The organism is Aquipluma nitroreducens (assembly GCF_009689585.1).
Classification (GTDB): domain Bacteria; phylum Bacteroidota; class Bacteroidia; order Bacteroidales; family Prolixibacteraceae; genus Aquipluma; species Aquipluma nitroreducens.
Genome location: NZ_AP018694.1, coordinates 5,584,260 through 5,602,188, shown reverse-complemented (window position 1 = coordinate 5,602,188; position 17,929 = coordinate 5,584,260). Strand labels below are relative to the sequence as shown.

The following is a 17,929-nucleotide window of genomic DNA, read 5'->3' as shown; positions in this document are numbered from 1 at the left end:
GGCGCGTCGCTGAAAATATCAGTATTCACAACAATTGCTTGGCTATTTGCCGATGCAGAAATTCTTAAAAATGTGCCCCAATATCTCATCATTCGATATCTCACCGGTGATTTCACCAAGATAATACAAGCATTCGCGGATGTCCTGTGCCAAAAAATCTCCGGAGATTAGGTTGTCGAGCCCAATCTGCACACGCTCAATGGATTCAAGCGCTTTTGATAGTGCTTCGAAGTGACGCAGGTTGGTTACTATAACAGCATCTTCGCTAATCGAATCAAGCGAAACGGCATGTTGCATTTCCTGAATCAATTCATCGAGGTTCCTTTTCTGTTTAGCGGCAATAAAAACCAGTTTTTCATTCGAAAGCAGATTTAGACTTTTAAGAGCAGCAATGGTTTCGGGCAATCCGATATCGCTCTTGTTAGCAGCGATAATTAAATGCTGGTCATTAATTCTGCTCCTGATTTTAGTGACACGCTCTGTAATGATTTCAATCGCATTTAAGGTGTCAACAACTAAAATTACAATCGTTGCCAAATCGAGTTTACTGTAGCTACGTTCAATGCCCAATGTTTCAATTTCGTCTGTCGTTTCGCGGATTCCGGCCGTATCGAAAAAGCGGAAAGCAGTACCGTGAATATTGACCACATCTTCAATTACATCGCGTGTGGTTCCATGAATATCTGATACAATCGCTTTTTCTTCGTTCAGTAAAGCATTGAGTAGGGTAGACTTACCTACATTGGTTTCACCAACAATGGCAACCGGAATCCCATTTTTAATTACATTCCCCAATTGAAACGAATTTTTAAGCTTTCTGAGTATTTCTTCAATTCGTGAAACCAGATTTTTAAGTTGTGTGCGGTCAGCAAATTCAACATCTTCTTCGCTGAAATCAAGCTCCAATTCAATCATTGCAATGAAATGCAACAACTCGCCCCGAAGTTTCGATAATTCAGAAGAAAATCCGCCCCGCATTTGGTTGATGGCCACTTTTTGCGCTGCCCGGTTGGTCGATGCAATCAAATCGGCAACTGCTTCTGCTTGCGAAAGATCCATTTTCCCATTCAAAAATGCCCGTTGGGTAAATTCACCTGGTAGAGCCATTCTGGCACCTTTGCTAATCAATAGTTGGAGAATTCGTTGTTGGATATATACAGAACCGTGGCATGTTATTTCGACCACATCTTCGCCTGTAAACGAATGTGGCGTCCGGAATATAGAAACGACAACTTCATCAATCAACTCATTTTCGTCGGTTACGCTACCAAAATGCAACGTGTTTGGTTTTTGATCGGCTAGTTTTTTTTTCGATTTGGGTGACTGAAAAACCGAATCGGCAATTTTAAGAGCTTTTTCTCCTGAAAGACGTATGGTTGCAATGGCTCCCATTCCGGGAGAAGTAGCTATGGCGCAAATGGTTAACTGATCGAGCATGAATCAAAAATTTAAAGCCACAAAAATACACTATTTGAAGGGATTAGCTATCGTTTGTTATTCAAACTTGAATTTCTTGAAATAGATAACAGGCAACTCAATACAATTCAATTGCTTTTTCTTAAACCAAACCGTAAGCAAACGTTCGGCCATAAAGCCCAGAATTCGTTTCTGATAATCAGTATAATTATTCAGGTCGATTCTTCGTTCAAATTCGAACAGCAAATCAAACCACCACTCCATAAATTCCTGAAAATGTTCATCTTTCAGAATAAACATGTTGTTGGCATATAATCTATTACCCAGGAGTACTTCATGAAAGGCATCCAGATATTCCGGATGTTTTTCTATCAGTATCGTTTCAAGCAGTCTCAAATCGTTGATGTCGTGATAGCGACGATAGTGAGTTTCAACGGTATATTTCAGTTTTCGGGCTTGTGGCAGGATGGCGTCGTATTGGTTCAGTAAATCGTTTAACTCCTGTTTGTTGAGGATTTTTGGAACAAAAAGATTTGTATTTTCAGTATAAATCAGTCCATATCGTTTTTTGTATAGTCCTGCCGGAAAATAAAGAAGCCGTTTCAGTTTGTAAAGAAATGGTTCTGGTTGAGTAGTGAAAAAACGACGGTAGTGACAACTTCCGGTTACATCTTGTTTTGTGTTTTTCCAGGCCCAGTAAATACCGGTAAGTTCGCTGTAATAAGGGTTTTTTATTGAAATATTTTCGCCCGAGTCATCACCGGTAATAGCAGACTTTTCTTCGTGTCTTGCGTTTCCGGCCATTATTGGCTGATAGATTGGATCGATTTGTAGGATCGAACCATTTTTGTAATAAAAAACATAAACCTTAATGCTTGAATGACCTGACATTGTACAATTTAAATAGTTGTGCGGAGGTAATTTTATATTCAGCCAAAAATAGCACTTTAATTTTTATAAATAATTGCCGGTTGAGATTTCGAAAATACCGGTTAAAAGTTCCATTTCATTTCAGGTGATTAGACCTGAAATAGTTGATAAAAGAGGCTTAAAATTATCAATTCAGCATATTTTGTTACTTTTGCGGGTAATTCGAAAATTCATAAATCAAATACTTTAACATGAAACTTCTTGAAGGAAAAACGGCCATAATTACTGGCGCATCCAGAGGCATTGGAAAAGCAATTGCCATCAAATTTGCTGAAGAAGGTTGCAACATCGCCTTCACCGATCTTTTTGAAGACGAAAACATGAAAAACACAGAAGCTGAATTGGTAGCTCTTGGTGTAAAAGCCAAAGGATATGCATCGAATGCAGCTAATTTTGAAGATACTGATCGGGTGGTGAACGAAATTGTAGCCGATTTTGGCGCGATTGATGCATTGGTGAATAATGCTGGTATTACGAAAGATACCTTGCTAATGCGTATGACTGAAGATCAATGGGATGCTGTGATTAATGTGAACCTGAAATCAGTTTTTAATTTCACAAAAGCCGCACAAAAAATTATGCTGAAACAAAAATCTGGCTCAATAGTTAACATGAGCTCGGTAGTAGGTGTCAGTGGAAATGCTGGTCAATCAAACTATTCGGCTTCAAAGGCAGGAATTATTGGTTTTACCAAATCTATCGCTAAAGAATTAGGGTCGCGTGGAATTCGGTCGAATGCAATTGCTCCGGGTTTTATTATTACCGAAATGACAGCTAAAATTCCTGAAGATGCACGTAAACAATGGGAAGCAAACATTCCTATGAAACGAGGTGGCACACCTGAAGAGGTTGCTAAAGTAGCACTGTTCCTTGCATCCGACCTTTCGTCATATGTTAGTGGACAAGTCATCAACGTTTGTGGTGCAATGAATACGTAGAAAAACGAGACAAATTCGATATAATTAAGGCCGGTTACATTTGTATCGGCCTTTTTTGTTGTCCTTCAGGAATAGAAAGTTTCATCTTTAACCTTTTTTAGTTCTTTGCCCGACTGCATTCAACTAACTTTTTACTATATTAGGTAAGCTAAATTCCGGATAAAATGAAGCAGCGAGGAATCTCCTATCTTTTAAATTCACAGATAACTACCATTGCGATTGTTATTATCGCATCTATAGTATACATCAATTATCACTTAAGTAAGGAGGTGTTGGTAAAGAAAATTGAAGATGGCGCTGTTAATCAGAGTAATATGGTCATTTCAAGGATTTCCAGAGTTTCTGTAGGAACCGAAGAGATTGCACGAAACGTATCAGCCCAGGCTTTATATTATTATAGGAATAACGATCTGGATCTTTTTCTTCGGCAGGTTCTCAAATCTAATAGTATTATTGAATGTATTCATGTTCAGTTAATTGAAAAGAGCACAAAACATCTTTTGAGTTTTTTTTCAAGCAAGGAAGGTCAGGATAGCTGTAATCCTGATAGTTTAGCTACTGATCAATTTATTCGCGATCTGAAATCTGGAAATACAAAATTAAGCCAAGGAGTTTGGACTAGCCCATCATATTCCAAAACGGATTCTTCACATTTATTTGTTTCATACAAATTGCCAATATATTATCCTGAAAGCAATCAGATTGCCGGGGTTGTTTCATGCGGGATTTCGTTAAATGCGATGAAGCAAATGCTCTCCAAAATTCGAATAGGAGAGAAAGGTTATATTTTTATGGTGGACCAATTGGGTAATTACATCTCACATCCGCGCTCTGACTGGATTCTTCAGCATAATATTTTTGAAAAAACTTCGACTATTTTTAAAGCTAATAGTCAAGAAATCGAATCGGAAATCAAACAGGGCAGGAGTGGAGCTGGTTTTGGCATTTCTGAATATCTGAATAATCAGGCTGCCTGGTTTTACCATGCCCCCATCACCAATTCAGGCTGGAGTGTAATTATTGTAATTCCTGAGCAGGAACTGTTTAAAGAACTTCACGAAATATTTCTAAAAATTATTGTAGTTTCAGTTTTTGGAATTCTTCTTTTATTTCTGATTAATATTATCGTATTCAAGAAGATGCTCGGTCCACTGGTTCGAATTACGCATGCAATTCAACTGTTTACCTCTTCTGCGGATAGAGAACAAGAATCGAAGAATGAAATTATGATGCTTGTAAATAGTTTGGAAGATTGGCAGGAAAAGTATGGATTGCTAATAAAGGATCAAAAGAAAACGGCTAGTGATAAAATCAAATTTGAAAAAGATTTAAAATCAGCTCAAGAGATACAATTAAATATTGTTCCTTCCGGAAAACCAACATTTCTGGAATATCCAGAGATAGATCTTTACGCCATGCTAAAGCCAGCTGAAACTATCGGTGGAGATTTGTACGATTATTTTTTCATCGATAAAAATCATTTGTTAGTGGCGATTGGTGATGTCTCCGGAAAAGGAATTCCAGCCTCGCTTTTTATGGCTATTACCAGCACACTCATAAAAACTCATGCTAAAATATTATCATCTAAAGATATTGTCAGGCGTGTCAATAACGAATTGAGTGACCGAAATTCGAATCAATATTTTGTTACCCTTTTTCTCGGAATACTTGATATTCGTTCAGGATTATTGGATTACTGCAATGCAGCACATAATTTCCCATACATACTACATGCTGATGGTACTTTACAAACGTTATCAAAGAGTCATGGTTTACCTCTTGGAATATATAAGGATAAAAAATATAAAAGCAGTAGTATCGAACTTAGGATGAATGATTTGTTGATTTTATATACTGATGGGGTAATTGATTCAAGAGATTCTAACAAGAAACATTACGGAACTCATCGATTGGAAAATAACATTCAGAACCTGACTGATTTAACCGCAGAAGAGGCTGTTGAAAGATTAGTAAAAAGCATTCTGATATTTGAAGGACAGTCTAATCAAGCTGATGATATTTCGCTTTTAGCTTTAAAGTACCTCAATAAAACAGAAGACCAGGCTTAAACCTGGTCTTCTGTTTTATTGGAATTTCTATTTTATTTTTTTTTGAAGTGTAGATAAAATCTTGATTTTTATCTTTTCAGTCTTCTTCCTGACTTGTGACACTTTTGATTTTTCCACAGAGATCAATTTTTAAATTCCACATTATTAACAATTTAGCAATTAATATTTATTGATTTCACCGCACTAACGCCTAATTTTGCGGTATGTATTCAGTACGAAAAGTCAAAACTAAGTCGGGATCTGTTGCGGTTCAGGTTGTCAGGTATGTTGGTCACAGATCGATTGTAGGCAAACATATTGGTAGCGCCAAAGACCAGATAGAAGAGGCTGTTTTGAGGCAAAGGGCATTGGAATGGATCGATGAACAAACCGCCCAGTTATCGTTGTTCCCTGCCCAAAAACAAAAACTTTTAGTTGTAGACAGGGGCGAATGCATTGGGGTGACGCACCACTTTGCTTTTCGGTTCTTCATGGGCTGTTTCGATGAATGCGGTTTATCCCATCTTCCCCGCCTGTTGCTTGATCTGGCCATTATGCGCCTTATCGAGCCTGCTTCAAAACTCCGCTCTGTTGAACTGCTGGGATATTACTTCGGCATTAAATATTCTCAACGGATTTACCGCAATATTCCAAAGTTGTCAGCATACAAGGCAGATATTGAGCAATGTGCTTACAGGGTGGCACAACAGAAGTTCAATGAACCTTTCTATTTTGTGCTGTACGATGTTACCACATTGTATTTCGAGTCGTTTAAGGCCGATGAGTTTAAAATACAAGGGTTCTCAAAGGACAACAAGTCACAGCAACCCCAAATTGTCATCGGGCTGCTGGTAACACAAACAGGGTTTCCACTGTCGTATCAGGTTTTTGCAGGCAACACATTCGAAGGAAAGACAATGCTCCCGGTTGTGGAAACGTTTACCTCAGCCCACCCGCAGACACGGCCAATTATTGTAGCCGATGCCGCAATGCTGGATGAAGAAAGGCTTGCCGAACTCAGGGAAAAGAAACTATCGTACATTGTTGGTGCACGGCTGGCCAATGCGGAACTTGGATTGGTAAAACAAATCCATGCAACATTGAACGGGAAACACGGTGCCATAGCCCGCTTTCCATCGCGATACGGTTATTTGGTGTGCGATTTTTCACTCAAACGGTATAAAAAGGAATTGAACGAGCTAAACAAGCTTGTTCAAAAAGCCGAAGAGCTGGTGGCAAAGCAGTCACTGAAAGTGAAGGCTCAATTTGTCAGGAAGGTTACTAAAGAAAAAATAGAACTCAACACGACATTGATAGAAAAAAGGAGGCTGTTGCTTGGAATTAAGGGGTATTGCACCAACTTGCCCGAACAACAACTGTCCAACCAAATGGTCATAGACCGTTACCACCAGCTCTGGCACATTGAACAATCGTTCCGCATGAGTAAGTTTGATTTGCAAACCCGCCCAATATACCATCAAAAACAAGAAGCGATCAAGGCTCACGTACTGATTTGTTTTGTCGCTCTGATAGCAGAAAAATACCTGGAAATAATCACCAAATTATCATTGAGGGAAATCCGGTTCCTTGTCTGGAACATAACAGAAACCCATATTCAAGACCGATTGACCAAACAAACATTTGTCTTCCGATCCCCCACAAAGGAAATCATGAATAGCCAACTTGCAAACCTTATTACCAAATGGAATCTGCTACCGCACTAAATGTCACAAGTCAGGATTACGGAACTCATCGATTGGAAAATAACATTCAGAACCTGACTGATTTAACCGCTGAAGAGGCTGTTGAAAGATTAGTAAAAAGCATTCTGATATTTGAAGGACAGTCTAATCAAGCTGATGATATTTCGCTTTTAGCTTTAAAGTACCTCAATAAAACAGAAGACCAGGCTTAAACCTGGTCTTCTGTTTTATTGGAATTTCTATTTTATTTTTTTTTGAAGTGTAGATAAAATCTTGATTTTTATCTTTTCAGTCTTCTTGTCGAAACCTACAGAAATAGTATCTCCTTCAACAACTGAAGCTCTAATAATCACTTCAGCCATTTCATCTTCCAGATATTTTTGTATTGCCCGCTTCAATGGCCTTGCTCCAAATTGAGCGTCGTATCCTTTGTCAGCTATAAAGTCTTTGGCTGCAGTTGAAATTTTTAATTTGTAATTCAGCGAGTTAACACGTTCATACAAACCCTTTAATTCAATATCAATAATTTCGTGAATATGTTCTTTCGTTAATGGGTTAAACATGATCACATCATCAATACGATTCAGAAATTCAGGGGCAAATGCTTTCTTTAATGCCTTTTCAACGATGTATTTCGAATTTTCTCCATCATCAACACTCTTATTTTGTGTGGTGAAGCCAACTCCACGACCGAACTCCGATAATTGACGTGAGCCAATATTTGAGGTCATGATAATTATCGTGTTTTTGAAATCGATACTACGCCCCAAGCTGTCAGTTAACCTTCCTTCGTCTAAAACCTGAAGTAATAAATGGAAAACATCGGGATGGGCTTTTTCAATTTCATCTAAAAGTACGACACAATAGGGTTTTCTCCTGACTTTTTCAGTCAACTGTCCACCTTCTTCGTAACCAACATACCCCGGAGGCGCACCAACCAATCTGGAAACAGAAAATTTCTCCATGTATTCGCTCATGTCAACTCTAATCAAAGAATCGATGCTGTCGAATAAGTATTTAGCTAAAACTTTAGCTAATTGTGTTTTACCAACACCAGTAGGTCCAAGAAAAACAAATGAGCCAATTGGTTTATTGGGGTCTTTAAGTCCTGCACGGTTTCGTTGTATGGCCTTTACAATCTTAACAATTGCTTCGTCCTGTCCAACCACGCTTCCCTTAATCTGTTTGCCCATATCCATCAATCGTTTTCCTTCAGCCTGCGCAATGCGCTGAACAGGTACTCCCGACATCATGGCAACCACTTCAGCAACCTTTTCTTCGGTTACCGTTTCTCGATGGCTGATCAGTTCTTTTTCCCACTCTTCTTTTTCCTGCTCAAGCAACTGTAACAGGCTTTTTTCTTTATCGCGGTGATTGGCAGCTAGTTCAAAGTTCTGACTTTTTACAGCTTTGATCTTTTCCTCTTTTGTTTTCTCTATCTTCTCTTCCAGTTTTACGATTCGATCCGGAACATTGATGTTTGAAATATGTACGCGCGAACCTGATTCGTCGAGGGCATCAATTGCTTTATCCGGTAAAAAACGGTCGGGAATATACCTGGCTGTTAATTTTACGCAGGCTTCAATCGCTTCTGGCGTAAAAATTACATTGTGATGATCTTCATACCTCGATTTTATATTATTCAGAATTTCAATTGTCTCATCAACAGAAGTTGGCTCAACCATTATTTTCTGAAATCTTCTTTCCAAAGCGCCATCTTTTTCAATCTGCTGGCGGTATTCGTCGAGGGTAGTGGCTCCAATACACTGAATTTCGCCACGTGCCAAAGCTGGTTTTAGCATGTTGGCAGCATCAAGCGAACCTGTTGCACCTCCGGCACCAACGATGGTATGAATTTCGTCGATAAACAAAATAACATTGCTGACTTTCGATAACTCGTTCAGAATAGCCTTCATACGTTCTTCGAATTGTCCCCGATATTTGGTGCCTGCAACAATTGAAGCGATATCCAAACTGACAACCCTTTTATCAAAGAGAATTCTTGATACTTTTTTCTGAACAATCCGCAAAGCAAGTCCTTCAGCAATAGCCGATTTACCGACACCAGGTTCACCAATCAGAATTGGATTGTTTTTCTTTCTTCGCGATAATATTTGAGCTAATCGCTCAATTTCACGTTCCCTTCCAACAATCGGATCCAGATTATTTTCTTCAGCGGCTTTGGTAATATCAACGCCAAAATTATCAAGCACAGGTGTGTCTGATTTTGGGTTTACAGGCTTTTTGGCAGATGATGATGATGCAGCTCCTCCAGCTGATTTGGAGAAACTATCATCATCTGAATCTTCATCATCGAAGTCCGATTTTGCTTCCGGATTCTTATAATCTTCCAATCTTGATTTCAAAATATAATAATTGATGTGGTACTCGCTCAGAATATTACTGATCATGCTATCCTTATCCTTAATTAAGGCGAGGAGAAGATGACCCGTATTTATAGTGGGACTGTTGAAAGCACGTGCTTCCAAATAAACAAGCTTCAAAGCTTTTTCAGCTGATTTTAATAATTGCACAGAGGCCTGTGAGTCGATATCCTTGCCAGTTCTTAGTTTTTCTTCGATCGATTGTTTTATTTCGGACAAATTGACACTAAGGTTAGAGAGAATCTCAATAGCTACGCCTTCTCCATCTCTAAGGATTCCGAGGAAAATATGTTCTAATCCAATGCTCTCATTCCCCAGGCGGATAGCTTCCTCCCGGCTGTATGAAAGAACATCTTTAATTCGTGGTGAAAATTGTGAATCCATATGCTTCGTCACATTAATAAAGTTACGCATCCAAAATAACAAAAAGTATTCCTAAAAGTTGGTACTGTCATACTCAATCTCATTTTCTTTATTCAAAAATACACAATAAAAGTCAGGCATTACTTTTAAATTGTTGATTTTACGAACATTACATTGTTAAAATCTTATTTACATTTTACCCACGAAAAGCACAATAATCGCTTGATTCATAAAGTATTTTTGTATTTTTGTCAATCAAAAATTTTAAAGCAAAAATCATTTAGAGGAGGAGTAAATGTCTGAAGGCGAAAAAATTATCAAGATTAATATTGAAGAGCAAATGAAGTCAGCTTACATCGATTATTCGATGTCAGTTATTGTTTCAAGAGCACTTCCGGATGTAAGAGATGGTTTAAAGCCTGTACATCGTCGCGTTTTATTTGGAATGAGTGAATTGGGAAACTTTTCTAATAAACCCTATAAAAAATCAGCCAGGATTGTTGGGGAAGTAATGGGTAAGTATCACCCGCATGGAGACTCGTCCATATACGGAACATTGGTTCGTATGGCTCAGGATTGGTCGTTACGTTATACGTTGGTTGACGGCCAGGGTAACTTTGGATCAGTCGATGGTGATAGCCCTGCAGCAATGCGTTATACTGAAGCCAGATTATCGAAAATAGCGGAAGAAACACTTGCCGATTTGGAGAAAAATACGGTGGACTATCAACCTAATTTTGACGAATCGTTGAAAGAACCAACAGTATTACCAACCCGAATTCCACAATTATTGGTTAACGGAGCATCAGGAATTGCTGTTGGAATGGCAACAAACATGCCTCCCCACAATTTATCGGATACCATCGATGCGATCGTTGCTTACATTAATAATCCGGAAATTGACATTCAGGATTTGATTCCAATAATCAAAGCGCCTGATTTTCCAACCGGAGGTATCATTTATGGGTACAGAGGGGTTCAGGAAGCTTATGAAACCGGAAGAGGCCGCATCGTTATCAGAGGAAAAGCACACATTGAAGTAACGCCGAACGGTCGTGAAAAGATTGTAATTACTGAAATCCCTTACATGGTAAACAAAGCAGAACTCATAATGAAGACTGCGGAGTTAATCAACGATAAGAAGATTGAGGGAATCTCGAATGTAAACGATGAATCAGACCGCGAAGGTATGCGTATCGTTTTTGATATCAAGCGAGATGAGATTTCGAATGTTGTTTTGAATAAGCTATACAAATTTACACAACTTCAGAATAGTTTCAGTGTAAATAATATTGCCTTGGTTCACGGAAGGCCTAAACTGCTTAACCTGAAAGAATTAATTCATTATTTTGTTGAGCATCGGCATGATGTAGTCGTCCGCAGAACACAATTTGAATTGGATCAGGCCGAAAAACGCGCCCACATCCTGGAAGGACTTATCATTGCCAGCGATAATATTGAAGAAGTTATTGCAATTATCCGCGCTGCAAAAAATCCGGATGAAGCCAGAATGAACCTGATGGAACGGTTTACTTTATCTGACATTCAATCCAGGGCGATTGTTGAAATGCGTTTACGTCAGTTGACCGGACTGGAGCAAGATAAATTGCATGCTGAATACGAGGAAATTCTGAAACAGATTGAATATCTGAAGAGTGTATTAGCTGATATCAATTTGCGCATGGAAATAATCAAAAATGAGCTTATTGAAATCAAAGAAAAATATGGTGACGGACGTAAAACGGAGATTGTTCCTAACGCTGAAGAGTTCAACCCAGAGGATTTTTATGCCGATGAAGAAATGGTTATTACTATTTCTCATTTGGGATACCTTAAGCGGACGCCATTAACCGATTTCAAAACTCAGGGTAGAGGAGGCAAAGGTTCAAAGGGAAGTACTACAAGAGATTCCGATTTCCTTGAACATATGTTCAATGCTTCAATGCACAATACTTTACTTCTGTTTTCAGAAAAAGGTAAATGCTTTTGGTTGAAGGTTTATGAAATCCCGGAAGGGACGAAGACTTCAAAAGGTCGGGCTATTCAGAATGTAATTAATATTGAACAGGATGATAAGATTTTGGCCTATATTAATGTAAACAATCTTACTGATCCTGAGTATATTAACAACAACTTTATTATTCTTTGTACAAAGAAAGGTATCATTAAGAAAACTTCTCTTGAGGCTTATTCGCGCCCAAGACAAAATGGAGTAAATGCAATTACAATCCGAGAAGATGATCAGCTTTTTGAAGCAAGAATGACCAATGGAAGTCATCACATCATGATGGCTGTTCGTTCAGGAAAAGCTGTTCGCTTTGAAGATGGTAGCGTTCGTCCAATAGGTAGAACAGCTTCAGGCGTGCGTGGAATAACCCTTGGACATGATAAGGATGAAGTAGTTGGCATGGTTTGTGTTGAAAACGAAAATGCCGACATTTTAGTTGTTTCTGAAAATGGCTATGGAAAACGCTCTAAAATTGGTGATTACCGATTGACTAATCGTGGCGGAAAAGGTGTTAAAACCATTAATGTTACTGAAAAAACAGGTCAGGTAATTTCAATTAAAAGTGTTGACGATTCCAATGATCTGATGATTATTACTCAATCAGGACTAACAATCAGAATGTCAATTTCAGCACTTAGGATCTTGGGAAGAACAGCACAGGGAGTACGTTTGATAAATCTTAAAGAAGGTGATCAAATAGCTTCAATTACGATTGTTCCAACATCAGAAGATCCAGACGAAGCTTCTGAAATTTTGGATGAAAGCATTGAATTATCTGAAGAAAATGAATCTCAACCCGAAGAATAATAAATTTTTTAAACTTTTAATTAAATATTATAGCGTAACAACAAACTTTTTATCACAATGAAGAGAACGACAATTTTATTTGTTTTACTTTTTGCCGTTTCATGCGCGTTCGCTCAGAAAGGCAAAGTAACCAGTGCATTAAGTTATAAAGAATCTGGTAAGCTCGACAAGGCAGTTGAAGCAATAGAAGAAACTATTGATGCTAGTAACCCTAAAACAGAGAGCTCTGTAACATGGCCCAGAACATGGGAAGTACGTGGCGAAATCTACCAAGCTGTATTCCAATCGAAAGATGAAAATTACAAAAAGCTTAGTGCAGATCCGTTGACTGTGGCTTATGATTCTTATATGAAAGCCTTACAACTTGACGACAAAGATCGTTTTTCAAAGAGCGTAAAAATTAAACTTACTCTTTTGATTGGTGACCTTACAAATCAGGCAGTTGCTGCTTTTAATGAAGAAACTTATGAAAAAGCAATGAAATCTTTTGAACAGATCATGGCTATTGAGCAGTTACCTGTTTACAAAGCTGATGATCCAAATGCTGTGGATACTGTGATTATTTTCAATGCCGGATTAGCCGCATACAATGCGCAGAAATATGACAAGGCTATTGAATATTACAAAGAAGCAGCTAAGTATAAATACAATGGTGCCAAAACTTATTCGTTGATAGCCAACAGCTATTTCCAGAAAAAAGATACAGTTGGTGCATTACAGGTGTTGCAAGATGGGTTAAAAGAATATTCAGATAACGGAATTCTTTTAGTTGAAGTGATCAATGTTTATTTGAATGCCAATAAAATTGATGCTGCGATGAAGTATTTAGACATCGCTATTGCACAAGATCCTAAAAATGCTTCGTATTTCTTTGCTCAAGGTACACTGTATGACAAACTTCAGAAACCTGAAGAAGCAGCAGCTAGTTATCTGAAAGCAATTGAATATAAGGAAGACTATTTTGATGCATATTATAATTTGGGAGCTCTGTATTACAATAAAGGAGTAAAACAAGTTGATGTTGCAAATCTTGTTCCGAGCAATCAACCCGAAAAATATGAAGTAGAAAAAGATAAGGCTGATGTTGAATTCAAGAAAGCAATTCCATACATGGAAAAAGCTCATGAAATTAATCCTACCGATAAGTTTACTTTAGAGTCATTAAAGACTTTATATTATCGCTTAAAAATGTTAGATAAACATGCTGAGATTATCGAAAAGATGAAAAGCATTCAATAATCGATATTTTAAAGAAGGAGCTTTTTGCTCCTTCTTTTTAGTTGTATATAAATAACATAATATTAATTCTAAGACAAAAATATAGATTTTTATTATTGATTTATATTATCATAATTAAGTCAAAATGCTGAGCCTGCTTTCTATCCGATTCACACTTGGTAAGAAATATTGAAATCTAATAATTCAGAATAATTCTACAGAATACGAATTAGAATTCATCAAATTCTACATAGTAAAGTTTTAAGGTTACGCTACCAGCAAAATTTGATTTTAAAAGGAATTTCTTTGAATTTGTTTTGTACCTAAATAATTTTGATTGCACTTGGTAATTACTTAATTCTCGAAGACCCAAATTCTCACTATCAAAAACTTCAAAACTTCAGAAAATACTCAAATTCAATAACATTACATTTGTAATTTTTATAAATTTGATGTATTCTAACTGTCTAGTATTTAATTGATTATCTATGTTTACATTTGTTAATTAATTAAGTCGACTACTTTGCAGATGATATTGATTCAGAAAATATAAAATGAAAACGATGATACTCCTATGAAATTTAGGAATATCATCGTTAAAAAGTAAGTCAATTCTAGCTAACCCTCAGAGAATAAAACTCCTCAAGACTTTGGTCGATAATGTCGTCAACTTCTGTAAGAACATTAGATTTTGGTTTAAATCTAAAAGCATGGTCATCTTCTTGTTTCTGTCTTAAGACTTCACGAAGAAGATACATTGTTTTGATCATCTTTTTCAATCTGTCTTCCTTCATGGCTATATTGTTTGTTTAACCAAAGCTATGAAGTCAAATTGCTATACACAACTAAATGAGCTTACTATTCCATTAAAAAACAGTTAATTTATTGGTTGAAATCAACATCTCTTTTGATGTATGTGCTGTAATCTTTCAGAATTGGATCATATTCCTGATGGAAAAGCTTCGATGAAATGATAAAATCGGCAGTTGAACGGTTTGTTGCAGTTGGAATATTATAAAGTGTCGAAATTCGGAGTAAAGCCTTAACATCTACATCGTGAGGCTGAGGTTGCATTGGATCCCAAAAGAATATAAGCATATCAACCTTTTCTTCGCAAATTAAGGCTCCTAATTGCTGGTCACCTCCAAGAGGACCTGATTTTAAACGAACAATATCTGGTGGAACAACATCGTTTTCCTTACATTTTTCAATAAGTGTAGCTTCGACTAAACTTCCGGTTGTGCCGGTACATATAAGGCTATGGTGCACAAACTCTTTCCAATTCCAGGATACCCATTCAATCATATCTTTTTTACGATTATCATGAGCAACTATTGCTATAACTTTTTTCTTTTTCATTTCAATTTGCTTAAATTATTTATACCCGAAAAACGGTCTAATACAAATATAAACTTATTTGAGCATACCTTAACCTGTAAGCTCCCGATTCAATTGATTGCTCTATATTATATACTAAAAAATAAGGGCATGATTTTAATTATCATGCCCTTACGCTAAAATTAAATAATGTTTATCAACTAAACTGCGGTTTCAGGTCAGCAACCCATTTTTCAATTCGTTCCTTTGATTGACGGGGCTGAGTTTCCTGATCCAGAACCAATCCCATAAACTGATCTTCAACTAAAGCTCTTGAAGATTCATATTTGTAACCTTCAGCTGATGTAAAACCAATGAGTTTAGCTCCTCTTTCCTGAACCAATTCGCCCATAATTCCAACGGCATCACCAAAATTTTCAGGGTACTCAACCTGATTTCCAAGGCCATAAATTGCAATTATTTTACCTTTTAGATTTAAATCTTCCAAAGCAGGGACAAACTCGTCCCAGTAGTTTGGCAATTCTCCATCAAACCAGGTAGGAACTCCAAGAATCAGATTAGTAAATGAAAGGAATAACTCTTCTGTTAATTCTTCCGCATTAACCTTTACAATGTTAAAATCCGAACCAAAAGCTTCTATTATTTTTTCGGCAGCTTTGGCCGTTTTTGTTGAATTAAAACTATAGAATATGCCTGTTTTATTCATGATTGATATGTTTTTAGTAGGCCAAAATTTCTTTGGCTGTAGTGTAAATCTTTTCGGTATTGGGCAGTATGATCCGTTCAAATGAACGATGAAATCCAACTGGGGTAAAAGATGAACCAACACGTTTAACAGGTCCGTCGAGGTACTCAAAAGCTTCTTCCATGATTATGGAAGCTACTTCTGCACCAAAACCAGAGTGAACTTTATCTTCATGAACAACCATCACTTTCCCAATCCGTTTAACTGAATTCAGAATTGTTTGCTTATCAAGCGGAATTAACGAACGAAGGTCAATTACTTCAACCGAAGCACCTTCTTTTGACAATTTTTCAGCTGCTTCGAGACACATATGTGTCGTGTTTCCATATGTAATCATTACTAAATCATCGCCATTACGACGAATTCTAGCTTTACCAAAAGGAACTTCAAAATCATCAGGAATTACAGTTGCTGCTTTTGGGTCATTGTAAAGAGCTTTGGGTTCCATAAACATGGTCATACCTCTCGACCTAATGGCAGTTCGTAAAAGACCTGCAGCATCGTCAGCAAACGATGGATAGACTATCCGAACTCCAGGAATTGACGCTAAAGATCCCTCGATATTCTGCGAATGGTATAATCCTCCGCCGATGTAGCCGCCCGACGCAAGTCGGATGGTGACGTTTGGAGTAAATTTTCCGTTCGATCTCCAATAATCATGACTGGAATCGACATATTGCTCCATAGCAGGCCAAAAATAGTCGGCAAACTCTGCTCCTTCAATTACAATCCTGATTTTTTCATTATACCGCGACATCCCGTTTGCAGTTCCGACGATGAAGTCTTCAGCAATTGGGGCATTAAACACCCTTTTGGGGCCAAATTCCTGCTGCAATCCTTTCGATACGTTAAAGATACCACCCTTGTCTTTATTGGCCATATCCTGCCCCCAAATAAAGGTATCCGGATTCAGCCTGAATTCTGTTTTTATAGTTTCATTAAGTGCAGTAATCAGCTTTTTCTTTTCGCCTGCTTCCTGATGTGTTCCATTAGGATATTTCTGCGGAATATAAGGTTCTGGAAGAACAAAGTCCAGATAAGTATTCGGATCTGGATCCGGAGCCTTTAATGCAAGCTTGTGAGCCTCTTTAAGCTCAATTTTAGCCTCATTTTCGATGCTTTCAAGTTCTTTAGGAGTAAATCGTTCGTAACGGATCAACATCCTTTTATATTTGAATAACGGATCATATTCCTGAACATAGTTCCGTTCATCCTCCGACCGGTATAATTCGTGTCGATCCGAATTGGAGTGAGAATGAATGCGAATACAGTTTGCCTGAACCATTACTGGCATTCCAGTTTCTAACGCGTGCTTTTTGGCTTCATGCATGGCGTTCATCGAATCGAAAACATCTTTTCCGTTGCAATGTATAATCCGGAGGTTTTTAAATCCGGTGAAATTATTAGCAACCTTCCGGTTTGCTGTTTGATCTTTTTTGGGAACAGAAATCCCGAAGCCATTATCCTGAATTGCAAAAATAACGGGCAATTTTTCTTTGGAAGCGCCATTGATAGCTTCATAAACGAATCCTTCTGACAAGGACGATTCGCCTTGTACGCTAATTGCAACAGCTTTTTCTCCGTAATATTTAATAGCTCGCGCAACTCCAACAGCATGCAACGTGTGATTTCCAGTTAAGGAGGAAACGTTGTGCATGTTCCATGCCGGTTTGGCAAAGTGATTCGACATGTGGCGACCGCCGCTGGATGGATCCGTAGCTTTTGAAATTCCATTCAGGATAATTTCTTCGGCAGTCAATCCGCATGACAAAGCAGTCAGCAAATCACGGTAATACAAAAAAATATGATCTACCTCTTTTTCAAAGGTTTGACCAATAGCTAACTGAATTCCATCGTGGCCAGCATATGGCGCATGATACGACCAACCAATGGCTTGTTTCAGGTAATTCGGAGCTTTTTCATCAATAGCCCGGCCAAGAGTCATCAGCCGGTACCATTTTTCAAGTATTTCTTTAGGGGTTGTTTTTACCGAAAATACTTTAGGAACTGTAGTCATATATCTGAGTTTAT

At 37.8% G+C, this 17,929-nt stretch carries 13 protein-coding genes; 6 read left to right on the top strand and 7 right to left on the bottom strand.

The genetic code is table 11. From position 1 onward, the window contains the following. Positions 1-42: 42 nt before the first annotated feature. On the bottom strand, positions 43-1,437 hold the full coding sequence (gene mnmE, locus AQPE_RS23365) for a tRNA uridine-5-carboxymethylaminomethyl(34) synthesis GTPase MnmE (RefSeq protein WP_318348891.1): 1,395 nt from the start codon (positions 1,435-1,437) through the stop codon (positions 43-45). Between the two features lie 57 nt (positions 1,438-1,494). After that, the gene (locus AQPE_RS23360) at positions 1,495-2,307 is read right to left on the bottom strand and encodes a DUF4422 domain-containing protein (protein WP_318348890.1); all 813 of its coding nucleotides are present in this window, start codon (positions 2,305-2,307) and stop codon (positions 1,495-1,497) included. Between the two features lie 230 nt (positions 2,308-2,537). Between AQPE_RS23360 and fabG the strand changes: the two genes are divergently transcribed. The 4 genes from fabG to AQPE_RS23340 all read left to right on the top strand — a co-directional run bounded on the left by fabG (position 2,538) and on the right by AQPE_RS23340 (position 7,247). After that, positions 2,538-3,284 carry a 3-oxoacyl-[acyl-carrier-protein] reductase gene (fabG, locus tag AQPE_RS23355; RefSeq protein ID WP_318348889.1) on the top strand — a complete coding sequence of 249 codons (747 nt, stop codon included), beginning with the start codon at positions 2,538-2,540 and terminating at the stop codon, positions 3,282-3,284. A 164-nt stretch (positions 3,285-3,448) separates the two neighbouring features. Next, a complete protein-coding gene (locus AQPE_RS23350; protein ID WP_318348888.1) occupies positions 3,449-5,353 on the top strand; it encodes a SpoIIE family protein phosphatase in 1,905 nt (634 codons plus the stop codon). Between the two features lie 203 nt (positions 5,354-5,556). Next, positions 5,557-7,056, top strand: a complete 1,500-nt coding sequence (locus tag AQPE_RS23345; protein ID WP_318347493.1) for an IS1634 family transposase — start codon at positions 5,557-5,559, stop codon at positions 7,054-7,056. Then, positions 7,035-7,247 carry a hypothetical protein gene (locus tag AQPE_RS23340; protein ID WP_318348887.1) on the top strand — a complete coding sequence of 71 codons (213 nt, stop codon included), beginning with the start codon at positions 7,035-7,037 and terminating at the stop codon, positions 7,245-7,247. Before AQPE_RS23345 ends, AQPE_RS23340 begins: the two co-directional genes overlap by 22 nt. 27 nt (positions 7,248-7,274) lie before the next feature. Here AQPE_RS23340 and AQPE_RS23335 read toward each other — a convergent pair whose 3' ends face one another. Continuing rightward, the gene (locus AQPE_RS23335; RefSeq protein ID WP_318348886.1) at positions 7,275-9,803 is read right to left on the bottom strand and encodes an ATP-dependent Clp protease ATP-binding subunit; all 2,529 of its coding nucleotides are present in this window, start codon (positions 9,801-9,803) and stop codon (positions 7,275-7,277) included. 274 nt (positions 9,804-10,077) lie between these two features. On the opposite strand from AQPE_RS23335, the gene gyrA reads away from it, so the two are divergent. Continuing rightward, complete coding sequence (gene gyrA, locus AQPE_RS23330; protein WP_318348885.1) at positions 10,078-12,597, top strand: DNA gyrase subunit A; 2,520 nt, start codon at positions 10,078-10,080, stop codon at positions 12,595-12,597. 57 nt (positions 12,598-12,654) lie between these two features. Further along, positions 12,655-13,836, top strand: a complete 1,182-nt coding sequence (locus AQPE_RS23325; RefSeq protein WP_318348884.1) for a tetratricopeptide repeat protein — start codon at positions 12,655-12,657, stop codon at positions 13,834-13,836. A gap of 593 nt (positions 13,837-14,429) precedes the next feature. On the opposite strand, the gene AQPE_RS23320 is transcribed toward AQPE_RS23325, so the two are convergent. The 4 genes from AQPE_RS23320 to AQPE_RS23305 all read right to left on the bottom strand — a co-directional run bounded on the left by AQPE_RS23320 (position 14,430) and on the right by AQPE_RS23305 (position 17,915). Further along, a complete protein-coding gene (locus tag AQPE_RS23320) occupies positions 14,430-14,609 on the bottom strand; it encodes a hypothetical protein (protein WP_318348883.1) in 180 nt (59 codons plus the stop codon). A gap of 88 nt (positions 14,610-14,697) precedes the next feature. Beyond that, positions 14,698-15,174, bottom strand: a complete 477-nt coding sequence (locus AQPE_RS23315; protein ID WP_318348882.1) for a methylglyoxal synthase — start codon at positions 15,172-15,174, stop codon at positions 14,698-14,700. 175 nt (positions 15,175-15,349) lie between these two features. Then, complete coding sequence (locus AQPE_RS23310) at positions 15,350-15,859, bottom strand: flavodoxin (protein ID WP_318348881.1); 510 nt, start codon at positions 15,857-15,859, stop codon at positions 15,350-15,352. 13 nt (positions 15,860-15,872) lie between these two features. Then, a complete protein-coding gene (locus AQPE_RS23305; protein WP_318348880.1) occupies positions 15,873-17,915 on the bottom strand; it encodes an alpha-ketoacid dehydrogenase subunit alpha/beta in 2,043 nt (680 codons plus the stop codon). Positions 17,916-17,929 lie beyond the last annotated feature (14 nt).